The sequence below is a fragment of the Pseudomonas sp. F007 genome (assembly GCF_057814275.1).
Genome location: NZ_JBVATA010000006.1, coordinates 121,305 through 136,282 on the forward strand (window position 1 = coordinate 121,305; position 14,978 = coordinate 136,282).

The window sequence follows — 14,978 nt, forward strand, 5'->3', positions numbered from 1 at the left end:
TCGTTCACACACTTGAGGAATCCCACGATGAAAATTCTTTTGATTGGCGCCAGCGGCACCGTAGGTTCGGCGATTGACAAGGAGTTGTCCGAACGTCACGACATCATTCGTATCGGTCGCACCAGTGGCGATTTCCAGGTCGACATCAGCGACAGCGCCTCGATTCGTGCGCTGTTTGAAAAGACCGGCAAATTCGACGCCCTGGTCTGCGCCGCCGGCAGCGTGACCTTCGCCCCCCTGGCGGAAATGACCGAACAAAGCTTCACCCTGGGCCTGCAAGACAAGCTGATGGGCCAGGTCAATCTGCTGCTGATCGGTCGTGAGTTTGCCAATGACGGCGCTTCGTTCACCCTCACCAGCGGCGTCTTGAGTCACGATCCGATTCGCAGCGGCGCCTCCGCGGCCCTGGTCAATGGCGCACTGGACAGCTTCGTGCGCGCCGCGGCCATCGAATTGCCACGCGGCCTGCGCATCAACTCGGTGAGCCCGACAGTCCTGGTCGAGGCCATGGGCAGCTACGCACCCTACTTCCGTGGCTATAAACCGGTATCTGGCGCCGACGTGGGCCTGGCCTACGCCAAGAGCGTTGAAGGCCTGCAGACTGGGCAGACATTTCACGTCGGATAAAGCACCAAGTCTTGTGATCAACGGCTTGCCTGCGTAACGTGACGGCACCTGCCTGGAGACCACACGATGCGTGCCGCCCGTTCCCTGATGTTTGTCGCCCTGTTGCCGTTGTTCGGTGGCTGCCAATGGCTGCCGAGCTTGTCTGAGGCACCGTCTACAGCGGGCCTGACACGCATGCAGGGCGAACTGGGCATGGCCGGTGGCAAACTGGTGTTCAAGCCTTGCCAAGGCACCACGCAGTACCTGGTGCGCGACTCGGGTGCCACCAGCGTCATGCAGGAAGCTGCAACGCTGGCTGGCCCGCAGCACAGCGTATTCGCCGACCTGCGCGGTCGCGTGCCTTCCTCCAGTGTCGCCGGCAGCACCGCACAACTGGACGTCGAGCAACTCTATCGGCTGGAACGCGCGACCAGCGCCTGCGCCAATCCTGATTTCCCGAAGCTGGTGCTGCAAGCGGCCGGCCATGCCCCCGAGTGGAACGTCAAGGTTGCCGGCAAAGGCATGGTCATTGAGCGTGCGGGACAGCCGGCATTGGCCTTGCCCTACCTTGAGGAGCAATTGGGCGACGGGCGTTTCAACCTGAGTAGCGAAGCCAACGAGCAACACGTCGAGTTGTGGATTGCCCCGCAGCGATGTGTCGACCCGACGCGCCCCAGTGTCCAGTTCATGAGCGCCGAGTTGCGGGTCAACGGCCAGGTCCAGCGCGGTTGCGCCTACTTTGGTGGCGCACGCAGCGACTGATTCGACGGGCTGCTGTTTTAGCCTCACTGGACAGTGCCTTTGCGGCTTATAATTGCCCGCTTGCAAACGCCTTGGCGCATTGGTGCGCCCGCGAACCGGATCCTGTCATGCTACGAATCACCGAACTCAAGCTGCCAATCGACCATCCCGAAGAAGACCTGCGCCCTGCCATCGTGCAGCGCCTGGGCATCGCCAGTGATGACCTGCTCGATTTCACCTTGTTCAAGCGCAGCTACGATGCGCGTAAAAAATCTACCGAGTTGTGCTTCATCTACACCATCGACCTCAGCCTGCGCGACGAGGCGAAGGTGCTGCAGGCGTTTGCCAATGACCGTAACGTCAACGCCGCCCCGGATGTCAGCTACAAGGTTGTAGGCCAGGCGCCACAAGACCTGAGCGAACGCCCGGTAGTGGTCGGCTTCGGCCCGTGCGGGATCTTTGCCGGGCTGCTGCTGGCGCAGATGGGCTTCAAGCCGATCATTCTCGAGCGCGGCACCGAAGTGCGCCAGCGCACCAAGGACACCTGGGGCCTGTGGCGTAAAAGTGTGCTCAACCCTGAATCCAACGTGCAGTTCGGCGAAGGCGGCGCGGGGACTTTCTCCGACGGCAAGCTCTACAGCCAGATCAAGGATCCCAGGCACCACGGTCGCAAGGTCCTGCACGAGTTCGTCAAGGCCGGTGCACCGGAAGAGATTCTCTACGTCAGCAAGCCACACATCGGTACGTTCCGTCTGACGGGCGTTGTCGAAAACATGCGTGAGCAGATTCGCGCCCTGGGCGGCGAAGTGCGCTTCCAGCAGCGGGTCACCGATGTGCTGATCGAAGACGGTCAACTGACCGGCGTCGAGCTGGCCAGCGGCGAGCAGATTCACTCCCGCCACGTGATCCTGGCACTGGGTCATAGCGCCCGGGACACCTTCCGCATGCTGCACGGTCGCGGTGTGTACATGGAAGCCAAGCCGTTCTCGGTGGGCTTTCGCATCGAGCACCCGCAGTCACTGATCGACAGCGCTCGCCTGGGCAAGTACGCCGGCCACCCGAAACTTGGCGCCGCCGACTACAAACTGGTGCACCACGCGAAAAACGGTCGTTCGGTCTACAGCTTCTGCATGTGCCCGGGTGGTACGGTGGTGGCCGCGACGTCCGAGCCAAACCGCGTTGTCACCAACGGCATGAGCCAGTATTCGCGTAACGAACGTAATGCAAACTCCGGGATTGTTGTGGGCATCACCCCGGAAGTCGACTATCCGGGCGGCCCGCTGGCCGGTATCGAACTGCAGGAGCAACTGGAGTCGCACGCCTTTGTCCTTGGCGGCGGCAACTACGAGGCCCCGGCACAACTGGTGGGGGATTTCATTGCCGGCAAGCCGTCTACGGCCCTGGGCAGCGTAGAACCTTCCTACAAACCGGGCGTCGCCCTGGGCGACCTGGCGCTGGCGTTGCCGGCATTTGCCATCGAGGCCATCCGTGAAGCCCTGCCGGCCTTCGAGAAGCAGATCCGCGGCTACTCGTTGCATGACGCGGTGCTGACCGGGATCGAGACCCGCACCTCATCGCCGCTGCGCATCACCCGTAACAACGAGTCGATGCAGAGCCTCAACGTCAAGGGTCTGTTCCCGGCCGGTGAAGGCGCCGGTTATGCCGGCGGGATTCTCTCGGCGGGTGTCGACGGTATCCGCATCGCTGAAGCCGTGGCCCGCGACATCCTCGGTCTACCGGCCTGAAACCTGGCACTGGCGTGACGGGTGCCCGCCCATCACGCCAGTGCCAGCGTTTCAAATCCCGGCGCGCAACACATTATCCGGCAGCGGTTCGCCGCGCTCGACGCTGGCGGCGACCGTCGCGATCAACTCATCCAGCTCGTATCCCTGCGCCTTCAACCAGTCCTGATCGTAATAGGTGGTCGCATAGCGTTCGCCGCTGTCGCACAGAATCGCCACGATCGAACCCGTCTCCCCGTCCGCAATCATCTGCTGCGCTGCCACCAGGGCACCGATCAGATTGGTCCCGCTGGACCCTCCCACATGCCGCCCCAGACGTTGTGCCAGGTAATGCATGGCGGCCAGCGACAGAGCATCGGGGACCTTGATCATGGCATCGATGACTTTCGGCAGGAACGACGCCTCGACCCTCGGACGACCGATGCCCTCGATCCGCGAGCCGCAATCCAGACGCAGACTCGCGTCGCCGCTCTGGTAATAGTCGAAGAACACCGAACGCTCGGCATCGGCGCACAGGACTCGGGTGCAATGCTGGCGATAGCGCACGTAACGCCCCAATGTCGCCGTAGTCCCGCCGGTACCTGGGCTGGAAATCAACCAGCTCGGCTGTGGATGACGCTCGAAGCGCATCTGCTGGAAGATCGATTCGGCGATATTGTTGTTGGCGCGCCAGTCGGTGGCGCGCTCGGCATAGGTGAACTGGTCGATATAGTGCCCGCCGTGCTCGCGAGCCAGGCGTTCGGACTCGGCGTATATCTGCGTGGGATCTTCCACCAGGTGGGGCTTGCCTCCGTAGAACTCGATTTGTGCGATTTTTTCCCGAGAGGTGGTCGCCGGCATCACAGCAATAAACGGCAGGCCGAGCAAGCGTGCGAAATAGGCCTCGGAAATCGCCGTCGAACCGCTGGACGCCTCGATCACCGGTGCTCCCGGCTTCAGCCAGCCATTGCACAGCGCGTACAAAAACAGCGACCGGGCCAGGCGGTGCTTGAGGCTGCCGGTGGGGTGACTGGACTCATCCTTGAAATACAACTCGATCCCCGGCAGACCCGGTAATGGCAGTGGAATCAGGTGCGTGTCGGCACTGCGCTGGAAATCGGCTTCGATGATACGGATGGCTTCGCGGGCCCACTGTCGGCTGTCGCTCATGGCTGGGTTCTCGTTGACTCGAATGGGGCTGACTTGATGTTCAAGCTTAGGAAAAAACCTACATAACTCACAGGTACAGCTGCGATTCAATACGCCAACCAACTGCTAGGCTCTCTGCACCGCCGGTTGTAACGACATATAACAAAAAAGAATATAACTTTTGTTTTATCGTCTAACGGTACAGGTTAGGGTGTCTCACCTTTTGAAACCACAGATGGAGAGCGACTTTGCCTCTGCGTAGCACTTTCACGCGTTTCTTTCAGATGGAAGCTGCCAGCGGTCTGTTATTGATCGCTGCCGCCATCCTTGCCCTGATCATCAATAACTCGCCCCTGAGCTGGCTCTACAGCGGCCTGCTGGACACTCCCGTGGTCGCCCAGATCGGCGCCCTGAAAATTGCCAAGCCGCTGTTGCTGTGGATCAACGATGGCCTGATGGCGCTGTTTTTCCTGCTGATTGGCCTGGAAGTGAAGCGCGAGGTGCTAGACGGTCAACTGTCCAAGCCCTCGCAAATCGTCCTGCCCGGTGCCGCGGCAATTGGCGGCATGGTGGTGCCGGCGCTGATCTACTGGTTTCTCAACAAGGACAACCCGCCAGCACTCAATGGCTGGGCGATTCCCACCGCCACCGACATCGCGTTCGCCCTGGGCGTTCTGGCCCTGCTGGGCAAGCGAGTACCGGTGTCGTTGAAGTTGTTCCTGATGACCCTGGCCATCATCGATGACCTCGGTGCGATCGTCATCATCGCGATTTTCTACTCCGGCACCCTGTCGACCCTGTCCCTGGCCTTGGCCGCAGCCTGTATTGCCGCCCTGGTCGGGATGAATCGCGCGGGCGTGGTCAAGTTGGGGCCGTACATGATCGTCGGCCTGATTCTCTGGGTCTGTGTACTCAAGAGCGGTGTCCATGCCACGCTGGCCGGCGTGACCCTGGCCTTCTGCATTCCGCTGCGCACGAAAAACGCCGAGCCTTCGCCACTGCAGACCCTCGAACACGCACTGCATCCCTGGGTGGCCTACGGTATCCTGCCGTTGTTCGCCTTCGCCAACGCCGGCCTGTCCCTGAGTGGCGTGACCCTCGAAAGCTTCACCCACGACGTGCCAATGGGCATTGCCGTCGGCCTGCTGCTGGGGAAAACCATCGGTGTCTTCGGCCTGACCTGGCTGGCGGTGAAAATCGGTATCGCCGCCCTGCCTCAAGGCGCCAACTGGGGCCAAGTGCTGGGCGTGGCGATTCTCTGCGGGATCGGCTTCACCATGAGCCTGTTCGTTGGCTCCCTGGCCTTCGAAGCCGGGAGCAGCGAATACGCGGGCATGGACCGTATGGGGATCCTGACCGGTTCGCTGTTTGCTGCGTTGATTGGTTATGCGGTGATGGTGATGGCGAGCCGCAAGCGTTCAAAAGTGTAAATCGCTGCGCTCCACTGCCCAGAAACACAAAACCCCGACCAGTCGCCTGATCGGGGTTTTGTTTTAACCGTCTGCGCTTAGTGAGAAACGCGGCTGGTGCCATCAACGGTGGAGATACGCACGCGCTCGCCGACGCGGAACACTTCGTTCTCCTGAACCTGCTGCACGTAGGCACGCATGCTGCCGTCGTCTTCACGCACGGTGATTTCCACGCCCTGGGTACGGGTCAGGCCTTCTTCAGTGGCCGAACCAATCAGGCCGCCAGCAACCGCACCGATGACCGCAGCAACGATGCTGCCTTTACCGCCACCGATGGCGCTGCCACCCACGCCGCCAACTGCTGCACCGGCCAGGCCGCCGATTGGGGTCTTGGTACCTTCGATCTTCACCGGACGCAGGGATTCGATGGTGCCCATGCGGACGGTCTGCACGCGACGCGCCTCGTCACGGGAGTAGGAGTCGCCGGTCAGGCTGGACTGGCAACCCGTGAGCAACATCGCCATCGTGGAAAAGGAAGCAACCAGCAGAACAGACTTACGCATAGCATCAACTCCAAAGGACAGGTATTCATTAAACCCCGCAGCTTGACGCCTGTCACGGCGCCGCCCGGGTAAACTTGCTTTCATTCAGGCGCAGTACAGCGCCTGCCAAGGACTCATCACACAGTAGCGGCAAACTCCAGAAGCTGCGCCACCGTTTCAAGGATTTCCATGGATTACTTCATCATTGTCGTCACCACCGCTGCCGGCCTGTACTTCCACTGGTGGTTGTACGTACGCATCAAGCGCTGGATGGATCGTGACCTGGCGCTGGCCATGGCCGGTGACGACGAACAGAAAAAGGCTTTCATGCTGCAACAACTGGAACGCGCCAGGCAGCAGAAAATCAAGCGTCGCGACCTGCAACAGTGGCTGGAGGCGGCCGCAGCCACCTACCCTGCCCGGTAGACTGCTCAGGGAGCCAGACGTTCACGGCTCCAGCGATCACCTTCCAACCGATAGTTCAGGCGATCGTGCAGTCGACTGGCGCGGCCCTGCCAGAACTCGATGCGCTCGGGCAGCAGGCGATAGCCACCCCAATGCTCCGGGCAATGCGGCTGGCTGTCGCTGAAGCGCTGCTCGGTGGCCTTGAGCAGGCCCTCGAGCTCGGCACGATCGGCAATCACCCGGCTCTGTGGCGAGGCCCAAGCCCCCAGGCGGCTGCCCAACGGGCGCACCTGGTAATAGGCATCGGACTCCTGCGCACTGACCTTGACCACCCGTCCCTCGATCCGCACCTGACGCTCCAGCGTCGGCCAGAAGAACGTCATGGCGGCGAAGGGATTGACGGCCAATTGCTGGCCTTTGGCGCTTTCATAATTGCTGAAGAAGGTAAAACCCTGCTCATCCAGCCCCTTGAGCAACAGGATCCGGCAATGCGGGCGACCCTCTGCATCCACCGTGGCCACGGTCATGGCATTGGCTTCAACCGGAGGCTGCTCGGTTTTCACCGCCTCGGCAAACCAGCGGTGAAACAGCGCGAACGGCTCATCCGGAGCCTGGGCTTCGGTCAAGCCATCGCGGGTGTAATCGCGGCGCATATCAGCCAGAGCCTGGGTCATGGCGTTTTCCTTGTGCTGGAGCAATCAGTTGGCAGCTGTAGCCTTGGCCGGTGCCGGATTTTTTGCCGGGGTTGCGGTCTTGGCGGGCTGCTTTTTGGCCGGTGCGGCTTTCTTGGCCGGAGCCGCCTTTTTCGCCGTTGTGGATTTTTTCGCCGGCGTAGCCTTTTTCTCGGCCAGGGTTGCTGCGGCGGGCTTGACGTCCTGTACCGCGACCATTTCCGCGACTGGCGGGGTTGGCGAGCTGTACTTGCTCAACAGGGCCAGCATGGTGGTGCGCTGGGTCAGCATGATTTCCACACGACGGTTCAAGGCACGGCCCTGGGCACTGTCATTGGCCGCACGCGGCATCAGGTCACCCATGCCACGCAGCATCAGGCGATCGCGTTTCAAGCCACCGAGGCTGAAGATCGAGGCAACGGAGGTAGCACGCTCCTTGCTCATGGCCTGGGTCGCCGGCGCGGAGCCTGTGGAGTCACCATGGCCCAGTACCAGTACCGAAGTCTTGGTATCGCCCTCTACCAGCTTGGCAATCCGGGTGAACGGACCCAGGGTCGAAGGCAGCAACATGGCTGGACGTTTCGGGTTGAAGGATTCATCTACCGGGACAATCACCACCAGCACGTTTTCGCGACGCTCAACCTGCATACGCTTGTCTTGAACGGCGCTGCGCAGGCGTGGCTCGTAGTCGTCGAGCCAGGCTTGAGTGATTTTCGGGTCCGGCATCGGTACATCCTTGATGTCGGCCTTGGTCACGGCTTTCGGCTGGTCGCTGAACGGCCACCACCATTTGCTTTCGGAGTCGGCCTTGGCGGCAGCTGCAGCCGCGCTGGTCGCGGCGATGGGCGCCACTGGCGTTACGGCCTTGGTGTCGGCGACCGCAGGTTTGGCCGGGGTCTCGTCGGACGAGAACGGCCACCAGCTGCTGCCAGTTTCCTTGGCCTTCGCGACAGGTGCCGGGGAGGCGGCAGCCCTGTCTGCAGGAGCAGGAGCAGCCTTGGCGTCCACTTTGACGTCAGCCTTGCTGGCGCCCTTGTCCGCAACCTTGTCGGAACCAGAACCGAATGGCCACCAATGGCCACCGTCGGCATCATTTTGTGGAGTTTGTGCGCAACCACTGATGGTGAGGCACAGTGCCAGGGTTAAAAATTTGTTCGGTGACATGAGATATCCACAAAATGAGATAAAAAGCTGTGGGTCTTGATGACCCGTCTGAACACACGCTCTGAAACATCAAAGGCCGTGGGGTTCCGTTCCACGACCTTCAGGCATCTTTTATCAAAAAAATGCGATACAGCAACCTTTTTACAGGCAATCGGCGAGAACTCGCACCAGCTTCTGCGCACGCGGGTCCATCAATATGTAAGGCCCCAGGGTATTGGTGACAAAACCAAAGGCCACATCGTACTCGGGATCGGCAAATCCGACCGATCCTCCGGCGCCTGGGTGACCAAAGGCACGAGCACCGAGGCCGAACGTGGCGTTTGCCACATCCGGTTGATCCAGCATGCACCCCAGGCCAAAACGGGTCCGGGTCAGCAAAGTCTTGTCTTCGCCCAGGCTGTGCTCACGGGTGAGCTCCTCGAGCATTTCACTTTCCAGCAGGCTGCCATCGAGCAGGCCGCTGTAAAAACCGGCCAGGCTGCGGGCATTGCCATGGCCATTGGCTGCTGGCTGCTGCATCCGTCGCCACTCCGGCTTGTTGGTGCTGGTCAGGATCGACGGCGGATTGGTGAAGGCCCGCGTGCTCATGGCCTCCGGCTCGCGCATGGTCACCTGGAGCAAGCGCTGGGCCGCCGCATCGCCGAGGCTGCCTTTACCGCGCGCGATATGCGCAACACGGTGGAATTCTTCATCCGCCAGGCCGACATGGAAGTCCAGGCCCAATGGCCGGGCTACCCGCGCCACGATCGATTCGCCCGGCCCTCGGCCATCAGCTCGACGCAGCAGTTCGCCAATCAACCAACCATAGGTGATGGCCGCATAACCATGGCCTTCGCCCGGCGTCCACCAAGGCGCTTCGGCGGCCAGTGCGTCGACCATGGTCTGCCAGTCGTAGAGTGCCTCAGCGGGCAACAAACCGCGTAAGGCCGGTAAACCCGCCTGGTGGCAGAGCAACTGGCGCAAGGTTACCGACTCCTTGCCCGCGGCCGCAAATTCGGGCCAGTAGCGGGCCACCGGGGCGTCAAGTTGCAGCTTGCCTTCGGCGACCAGCTGCAAGGCGGTCACCGCAGTGAAGGTTTTGGTGCAGGAAAACAGATTGGCGATGGTGTCGCTGTGCCATGCCTGCTGCCCGTCCTTGTCCGCCGTACCGGCCCACAAGTCGATGACTGTTTCGCCACCAACCTGGATGCACAACGCTGCACCGCGTTCCTGGGAGTTGTCGAACAGCGCCGCGAAAGCCTCGCGCACCGCTTCGAATTTAAGTTCGTAATGACCCTGAATCTGCACCCGCCACTCCCCGGAAAAACGTCTCGCTTCAATGGCCCGCATTGTTCCAGCCTCCACGGCTTTTGGGAACCCGCACAGGCTGGGCGGTTGTCGTGAAAAACCACAAACTTGCCTGATTAATGGCCGTTTGCCGAATGTCCACCGGGATGGCCGCTTTGCCCAGGGCCCTGGCCGTCAGGACGGCCTTTCTCGCCCTCGTTGGCCGGTCGGGCACTGGCTGCTTTTTCGACTTCGGCCCTGGCCGTTTCTGCGGCCTTGCCAAGCTGATCGATGGTCTGCAGGTTGGCCTTGCGCACCCCGTCGACGAAGCCCTGGAACGGGATATCGGTGATACCCACCAGGCCGAAATGACCGTTTTCACCATCCAACAGACGCCCGGTGACCGGCTGATCCAGGTACTGGAACCAGTGCACGCCGACAATCGACGGCTCGCTGGCGGCTTGCTTGAGGAAATTGGCGTAGGCCGGGGCGCGGTCCTCCTCCCTGGCCAATTCGGTCACTCCGCCCCAGAACGGGCCGCGATCGCGAGAGCCGAAGTTGAATTCGCTGATCAGCACCGGCTTGTCCAGTGCCTGGAGTTGAGCGAAGTCGTAGCCGTCCTGCGGCTTGAGCGTGTACAGGTTGAAACTCAGGACATCGCAGTACTGGGCACAGGACGCCACCGCCTCGGGCGTGCTCACGGCAAACCGGCCACCGAGCAACAGGTGATTGGGTGCGTGCCATTTCAACGAGTCAGAGATGGTCTTGAAGTAGGTGTCGGCAAAGACCTTCTGGAAATATTTGAAGTCGGCCTCGATTTCCGGGTGCTGCGGATCCGGCAGCGGCGGCACGAAGCCTGGGTCTTCCATCAGCTCCCAGGCCGGCAGGTCGATACCCCAGGCCTTGGACAGGCCGGCCTGGTTACGGTACTTGTCGCGCAACTGCTTGAGGAAGGCGCGCTTGGCCGGGACGTCGGTGGTCATTTTCAAGGTGCCATACGCCAGCGCGTAGCGAGCCTTGGGATCGTCGCCAGGACCGGCCCAGGCCAACTCATTGTCGGCGTAATAACCGATCAGCCAGGGATCGTCACGATGATCGCGGGCAGCAATGGCCACGGCACGCTCGGTGGCCATGGCAAAGCGCGGATCGAACGGATCGGGCATGCCGCCCCACCAGTCGTTGCCGGTGCTGATGCTGGTGTAGTCGCCGACAATCGACAGCGGCAAGGTGTAGGCCACGCGATCGCTCTGGCCCAGGGCCGGAGCGCTCCAGTTTCCGAGGGTGTTGAAGCCCCAGGCTTGCAGGCGATCGAGGGTATGCCCGGCCCAGCGTTTTTCGTCAAAGCCATAAGGCGCGCAGGTCGCATGGGTTGCATCGACGCCAGGCTGGTCAGCCGGCACGGCGCACGGCTGAGCGTAGGTACGCTGCAGGTTGGCGCCATAAAAGTCATACCAGCGTCCGCTGCTGAAATTGCGTCCGCGATCAACCCCGTTACCGCCACGGTTATCGCCTTCACCGTAATGACTGGCCAATGGCTCGCCTTCACCTGGCAATGCCTCGAACACGCCCTCGCGACCGGCCACATAAGTCTGGCTGGCATCGGCGGTCACCGCGTTGACCCCGAGCGAGTAGAACGGATGCCCCTCAGGCGTCACCAGGTACCAGCGGCCATCGCGCTTCTCGGTACGAAAGAAACCACTGGCCTTGAACGCCGGCCCCCGGTTCCAGCCACCGAATTTGTCGAGGTCGCTGCGCTGACGCTCGGCGAGCCAGGTTTTCAGTTGTTGTTGCTCCTTGCCGGCGGCCGTCTTGAGTTGCTCGTCGTTGGCAATTTTTTCCGGCCACCTGGCTCGGGTGGACTGCCCATAGGCATCCACCAGCGAGCCGTAGACCGCCTTGACCAGCGACTCGCCCTCCTGCACGCCAAAGCGCTCGATCAGGATGCTTTGCGCCACTTTGGGCTGGTCCATCGACAGCGAGACCGACACCACCTGGCTGCGGTCCAGCTCACCCTCGCTACTGGTCAGCAGAATGCGCTGCCCCTCAACCGTCATCGGCATCGGCGGCCCGGCCTTCATGCCCTGGCTCAAGGGCGTACTCGGGACCAGCGGCACCATCAAGGTCTGCGCAGGTCCCGCTGGCAAGTCGACCCGGCTGACGAGGGTCTTGCCGTCATTACTCTGGATCGTCACATAGAGGGTCAACGCCCAGTTCATCGCACTCTGCAGGCGCAGGGTCATGACCCCGGACTGCGACCAATCCCAGGCCCCGGTCTGCGGGGTCAGGCGCAAGGTCGGCCGGGCTGTTGGATTGAAGGTCACCCGCCGCAACACTTCACCCTCGGCCGTCTGTTCCGCGTTGGACTGCGGCAAGCTGGCATCCTGTGTCGCCACCTGGACCACATCGGCCGGGCGGACAAAGTTGAACAGCGTCTGCTGCCCGGTCGGCGCGGCCAGCAATGGCGCGGCGAACATCAGGGCAAATACGGCGGGTAAAGAACGGCGAATCATGGGAACCAGGTTCTCCCTAAGGCGAATGTGAGATCGGAGATAGGGGATAGACAACGCAGTGGGCGTTTTCGCCCACCTTGCCTCAAGAAATTTCGCGGCGAAACGGCGGCAGTGCGTTGAGGATCGCTTTGCCATAGCGCTGGGTGACCAGACGTCGGTCCAGCAGGGTGATGGTGCCGCGGTCTTCTTCAGTGCGCAGCAGACGTCCGCAGGCCTGCACCAGCTTGAGCGAGGCGTCCGGCACCGAGATTTCCATGAACGGATTGCCACCCCGAGCCTCGATCCATTCCGCCAGTGCCGCCTCGACCGGGTCATCCGGCACCGAGAACGGAATCTTGGCGATCACCACGTGTTCGCAATAAGCGCCCGGCAAGTCGACCCCTTCGGCAAAGCTGGCCAGCCCGAACAGCACGCTGGAATCGCCACCGTCGACCCGCGCCTTGTGCTTGTTCAGGGTTTCCTGTTTCGACAGGTTGCCCTGGATGAACACTTGCTTGCGCCAATCGCGGTCCAGGCCGTCGAACACGTCCTGCATCTGCTTGCGCGAGGAGAACAGCACCAGGGTGCCGCGCGAGCCTTCGACCAACTCCGGCAAGTCGCGAATGATTGCCGCAGTATGGGCCGCTGCATCACGGGGATCGGCATTGAGGTTCGGCACCCGCAACACACCGGCATCGGCATGATGGAACGGGCTTGGCACCACGGCGGTCACGGCTTTTTTCGGCAGGCCGGCGCGCATGCGGAAACGCTCGAAGGTGCCCAGGGCGGTCAAGGTCGCCGAGGTCACCAGGCAGCCATGCGCCACGTTCCACAGATTGCGACGGAGCATTTCTGCCGCGAGGATCGGGCTGGCATTGACCTCAATGTCAAACAGCGAGCCACTTTCAGCCAGGGTCAGCCAGCGCGCCATGGGCGGGTTGTCTTCCGGGTCTTCAACCGTGAACGCCGTCCACAGTTCCCAATTGCCCTGGGAGCGTGCCAAAAGGCTGCCGAACAGCGGATACCATTCTTCCGCCTGATTGCTGGCGATGCCGATATTGACCTCGCCATCCATGCCTTCCTTGAGCAACTCGGTCAGACGGGTGAACAGGTCGGTGAGGCGGGCGAAGCCTTTCTTCAGCTCGATGCCCATTTCCCGCATGTGCTCGGGAATCACCCCGCCAATGAAGCGATGGCGTGGCCGTTCACGGCCCTCGACGTCTTCACCGGGCTTGAAATCGGCGACCTGCTCGCATGCGCTGAACATGAACTGTTGCTGGGTCTTGATCTCGCGTGCCAGCTCCGGCACTTGCTCGATCAGCTTGCCCAGGTCGCCCGGCAGCGGATGCTGCGCGAGCAACTTGGTGAGGTTCTTGGCGGTGCTTTCCAGCCAGTCGGCGGTGGAGCGCAGGCGCGTGTAGTGGGCGAAATGGCCGATGGCCTTGTCGGGCAAGTGGTGACCTTCGTCGAACACATAAATGGTGTCGCGCGGATCAGGCAGCACAGCGCCGCCGCCCAGTGCGAGGTCGGCGAGGACCATGTCGTGGTTGGTGACGATCACATCAACCTTGCCCATACCTTCACGCGCCTTGTAGAAGGCGCACTGGCCGAAGTTCGGGCAATGGCGGTTGGTGCACTGGCTGTGATCGGTGGTCAGGCGTGCCCAATCGACATCCTCCAGTGCCGTGGACCAACTGTCGCGATCGCCATCCCACTTATTGCCGGCGAGCTTTTCGATCATGCTCGTGAACAGCTTCTGACTGGCCTCGTCGACCTCGATCTTGAAGCCTTCTTCCTCGAACAGCTGCGCGGTCGCGGTCTGGGCGTGCCCTTCCTGCAGCAACATATCGAGCTTGGACAGGCACAGGTAGCGACCACGGCCCTTGGCCAGGGCGAAGCTGAAGTTCAGCCCGCTATTGCGCATCAGGTCCGGCAGGTCCTTGTAGACGATCTGTTCCTGCAGGGCGACGGTGGCAGTGGCGATCACCAGGCGTTTGCCGGCGGCCTTGGCAGTCGGAATTGCCGCCAGGCTGTAGGCCACGGTCTTGCCGGTACCGGTGCCGGCTTCCACGGCAACAATCGCCGGGTCGCCACTGCGCCGACCTTCGTCATCGGTGTCGATGTCACCCAGGACTTTGGCAATTTCGGCGATCATCAGGCGTTGGCCGTAGCGCGGCTTGAGGCTCTTGGCTTCGAGAAAACGCGAATAGGCGCCCTGGATCGTGGTTTTGAGTTCAGTGCTGATCATGGATTGTCGGGCGCAAAAACGCTGGATAAATTTTCAGTGGTTCGGATCGGCGGCTATCATACCCCGCTAATCAATCCCGCGCAGGACGGAGTACCCCAATGACACTTTTCGCCTTCATTTATAGCATCCACGTGCTGGCAGCCCTGGTCTGGGTCGGCGGTATGTTTTTCGCCTGGATGGTCCTGCGCCCCGCCGCAGGCAAAGCGCTGGAAGGTCCGGCACGCCTGAAACTGTGGGCTGAAGTGTTTCCGCGTTTTTTTGCCTGGGTCTGGGTCGCCGTGATCATTCTGCCGATCGGCGGCGTCGGCATGATCCATATGCGCTTCAATGGTTTTGAAACCGCACCGCGCTACGTGCAGATCATGATGGGTTTGTATCTGGTGATGGCCGCGCTGTTTATCCGGATTCAGGCGCTGCAACTGCCGCAATTGCGCAAGGCGGTGCTGGCTGAGGACTGGCCGACAGGCGCCGCAACCCTGGGTGGGATTCGCCGGCTGGTGGGGATCAATCTGCTGATCGGCTTACTGCTGGTGGCCATTGCCTCGGCACGTCCGATGTTTTGATACG

Annotated in this window: 13 protein-coding genes; 6 read left to right on the forward strand and 7 right to left on the reverse strand. The window is 61.7% G+C overall.

Annotation, left to right across the window (positions count from 1 at the left end):
- Positions 1–27: 27 nt before the first annotated feature.
- The 3 genes from ACZYR5_RS15960 to ACZYR5_RS15970 all read left to right on the forward strand — a co-directional run bounded on the left by ACZYR5_RS15960 (position 28) and on the right by ACZYR5_RS15970 (position 3,092).
- Positions 28–627, forward strand: coding sequence for a short chain dehydrogenase (locus ACZYR5_RS15960; RefSeq protein ID WP_489090080.1), 600 nt, complete (start codon positions 28–30; stop codon positions 625–627).
- Between the two features lie 66 nt (positions 628–693).
- A complete protein-coding gene (locus ACZYR5_RS15965; protein ID WP_489090081.1) occupies positions 694–1,368 on the forward strand; it encodes a hypothetical protein in 675 nt (224 codons plus the stop codon).
- A 107-nt stretch (positions 1,369–1,475) separates the two neighbouring features.
- Positions 1,476–3,092, forward strand: a complete 1,617-nt coding sequence (locus tag ACZYR5_RS15970; protein ID WP_489090082.1) for an NAD(P)/FAD-dependent oxidoreductase — start codon at positions 1,476–1,478, stop codon at positions 3,090–3,092.
- A gap of 51 nt (positions 3,093–3,143) precedes the next feature.
- Here the strand turns inward: ACZYR5_RS15970 and ACZYR5_RS15975 are convergent, their stop codons facing one another.
- Positions 3,144–4,238 carry a PLP-dependent cysteine synthase family protein gene (locus tag ACZYR5_RS15975; protein ID WP_489090083.1) on the reverse strand — a complete coding sequence of 365 codons (1,095 nt, stop codon included), beginning with the start codon at positions 4,236–4,238 and terminating at the stop codon, positions 3,144–3,146.
- A gap of 227 nt (positions 4,239–4,465) precedes the next feature.
- On the opposite strand from ACZYR5_RS15975, the gene nhaA reads away from it, so the two are divergent.
- Positions 4,466–5,647: a Na+/H+ antiporter NhaA gene (nhaA, locus tag ACZYR5_RS15980; protein WP_489090084.1), complete on the forward strand. Its 1,182-nt coding sequence runs from the start codon at positions 4,466–4,468 to the stop codon at positions 5,645–5,647.
- A 77-nt stretch (positions 5,648–5,724) separates the two neighbouring features.
- On the opposite strand, the gene ACZYR5_RS15985 is transcribed toward nhaA, so the two are convergent.
- Entirely contained in the window at positions 5,725–6,189 is a 465-nt protein-coding gene (locus ACZYR5_RS15985) for an outer membrane lipoprotein (RefSeq protein WP_027621140.1), read from the reverse strand.
- A 168-nt stretch (positions 6,190–6,357) separates the two neighbouring features.
- Between ACZYR5_RS15985 and ACZYR5_RS15990 the strand changes: the two genes are divergently transcribed.
- Complete coding sequence (locus ACZYR5_RS15990) at positions 6,358–6,594, forward strand: hypothetical protein (RefSeq protein WP_489090085.1); 237 nt, start codon at positions 6,358–6,360, stop codon at positions 6,592–6,594.
- 5 nt (positions 6,595–6,599) lie between these two features.
- On the opposite strand, the gene pdxH is transcribed toward ACZYR5_RS15990, so the two are convergent.
- From pdxH to dinG, 5 genes are all read right to left on the reverse strand, one after another.
- A complete protein-coding gene (gene pdxH / locus ACZYR5_RS15995; RefSeq protein WP_489090086.1) occupies positions 6,600–7,247 on the reverse strand; it encodes a pyridoxamine 5'-phosphate oxidase in 648 nt (215 codons plus the stop codon).
- A gap of 24 nt (positions 7,248–7,271) precedes the next feature.
- Positions 7,272–8,408, reverse strand: a complete 1,137-nt coding sequence (locus tag ACZYR5_RS16000) for an OmpA family protein (RefSeq protein WP_489090087.1) — start codon at positions 8,406–8,408, stop codon at positions 7,272–7,274.
- A 141-nt stretch (positions 8,409–8,549) separates the two neighbouring features.
- Positions 8,550–9,695 (reverse strand): serine hydrolase domain-containing protein, encoded by a 1,146-nt coding sequence (locus tag ACZYR5_RS16005; RefSeq protein WP_489090387.1) that lies wholly within the window; start codon positions 9,693–9,695, stop codon positions 8,550–8,552.
- A 116-nt stretch (positions 9,696–9,811) separates the two neighbouring features.
- Positions 9,812–12,184: a beta-agarase gene (locus tag ACZYR5_RS16010; RefSeq protein ID WP_489090088.1), complete on the reverse strand. Its 2,373-nt coding sequence runs from the start codon at positions 12,182–12,184 to the stop codon at positions 9,812–9,814.
- 82 nt (positions 12,185–12,266) lie between these two features.
- A complete protein-coding gene (gene dinG, locus ACZYR5_RS16015; protein WP_489090089.1) occupies positions 12,267–14,411 on the reverse strand; it encodes an ATP-dependent DNA helicase DinG in 2,145 nt (714 codons plus the stop codon).
- Positions 14,412–14,509: 98 nt separating this feature from the next.
- Here dinG and ACZYR5_RS16020 point away from each other — a divergent pair, with 98 nt between their 5' ends.
- Positions 14,510–14,974 carry a CopD family protein gene (locus ACZYR5_RS16020; RefSeq protein ID WP_489090090.1) on the forward strand — a complete coding sequence of 155 codons (465 nt, stop codon included), beginning with the start codon at positions 14,510–14,512 and terminating at the stop codon, positions 14,972–14,974.
- Positions 14,975–14,978: the final 4 nt, after the last annotated feature.

Bases quoted from the DNA above. Each gene is read 5' to 3' on its own strand.
- ACZYR5_RS15960 (WP_489090080.1), top strand. From the start codon at position 28: ATGAAAATTCTTTTGATTGGCGCCAGCGGCACCGTAGGTTCGGCGATT.
- ACZYR5_RS15965 (WP_489090081.1), top strand. From the start codon at position 694: ATGCGTGCCGCCCGTTCCCTGATGTTTGTCGCCCTGTTGCCGTTGTTC.
- ACZYR5_RS15970 (WP_489090082.1), top strand. From the start codon at position 1,476: ATGCTACGAATCACCGAACTCAAGCTGCCAATCGACCATCCCGAAGAA.
- ACZYR5_RS15975 (WP_489090083.1), bottom strand. From the start codon at position 4,238: ATGAGCGACAGCCGACAGTGGGCCCGCGAAGCCATCCGTATCATCGAA.
- ACZYR5_RS15985 (WP_027621140.1), bottom strand. From the start codon at position 6,189: ATGCGTAAGTCTGTTCTGCTGGTTGCTTCCTTTTCCACGATGGCGATG.
- ACZYR5_RS15990 (WP_489090085.1), top strand. From the start codon at position 6,358: ATGGATTACTTCATCATTGTCGTCACCACCGCTGCCGGCCTGTACTTC.
- pdxH (WP_489090086.1), bottom strand. From the start codon at position 7,247: ATGACCCAGGCTCTGGCTGATATGCGCCGCGATTACACCCGCGATGGC.
- ACZYR5_RS16000 (WP_489090087.1), bottom strand. From the start codon at position 8,408: ATGTCACCGAACAAATTTTTAACCCTGGCACTGTGCCTCACCATCAGT.
- ACZYR5_RS16010 (WP_489090088.1), bottom strand. From the start codon at position 12,184: ATGATTCGCCGTTCTTTACCCGCCGTATTTGCCCTGATGTTCGCCGCG.
- dinG (WP_489090089.1), bottom strand. From the start codon at position 14,411: ATGATCAGCACTGAACTCAAAACCACGATCCAGGGCGCCTATTCGCGT.
- ACZYR5_RS16020 (WP_489090090.1), top strand. From the start codon at position 14,510: ATGACACTTTTCGCCTTCATTTATAGCATCCACGTGCTGGCAGCCCTG.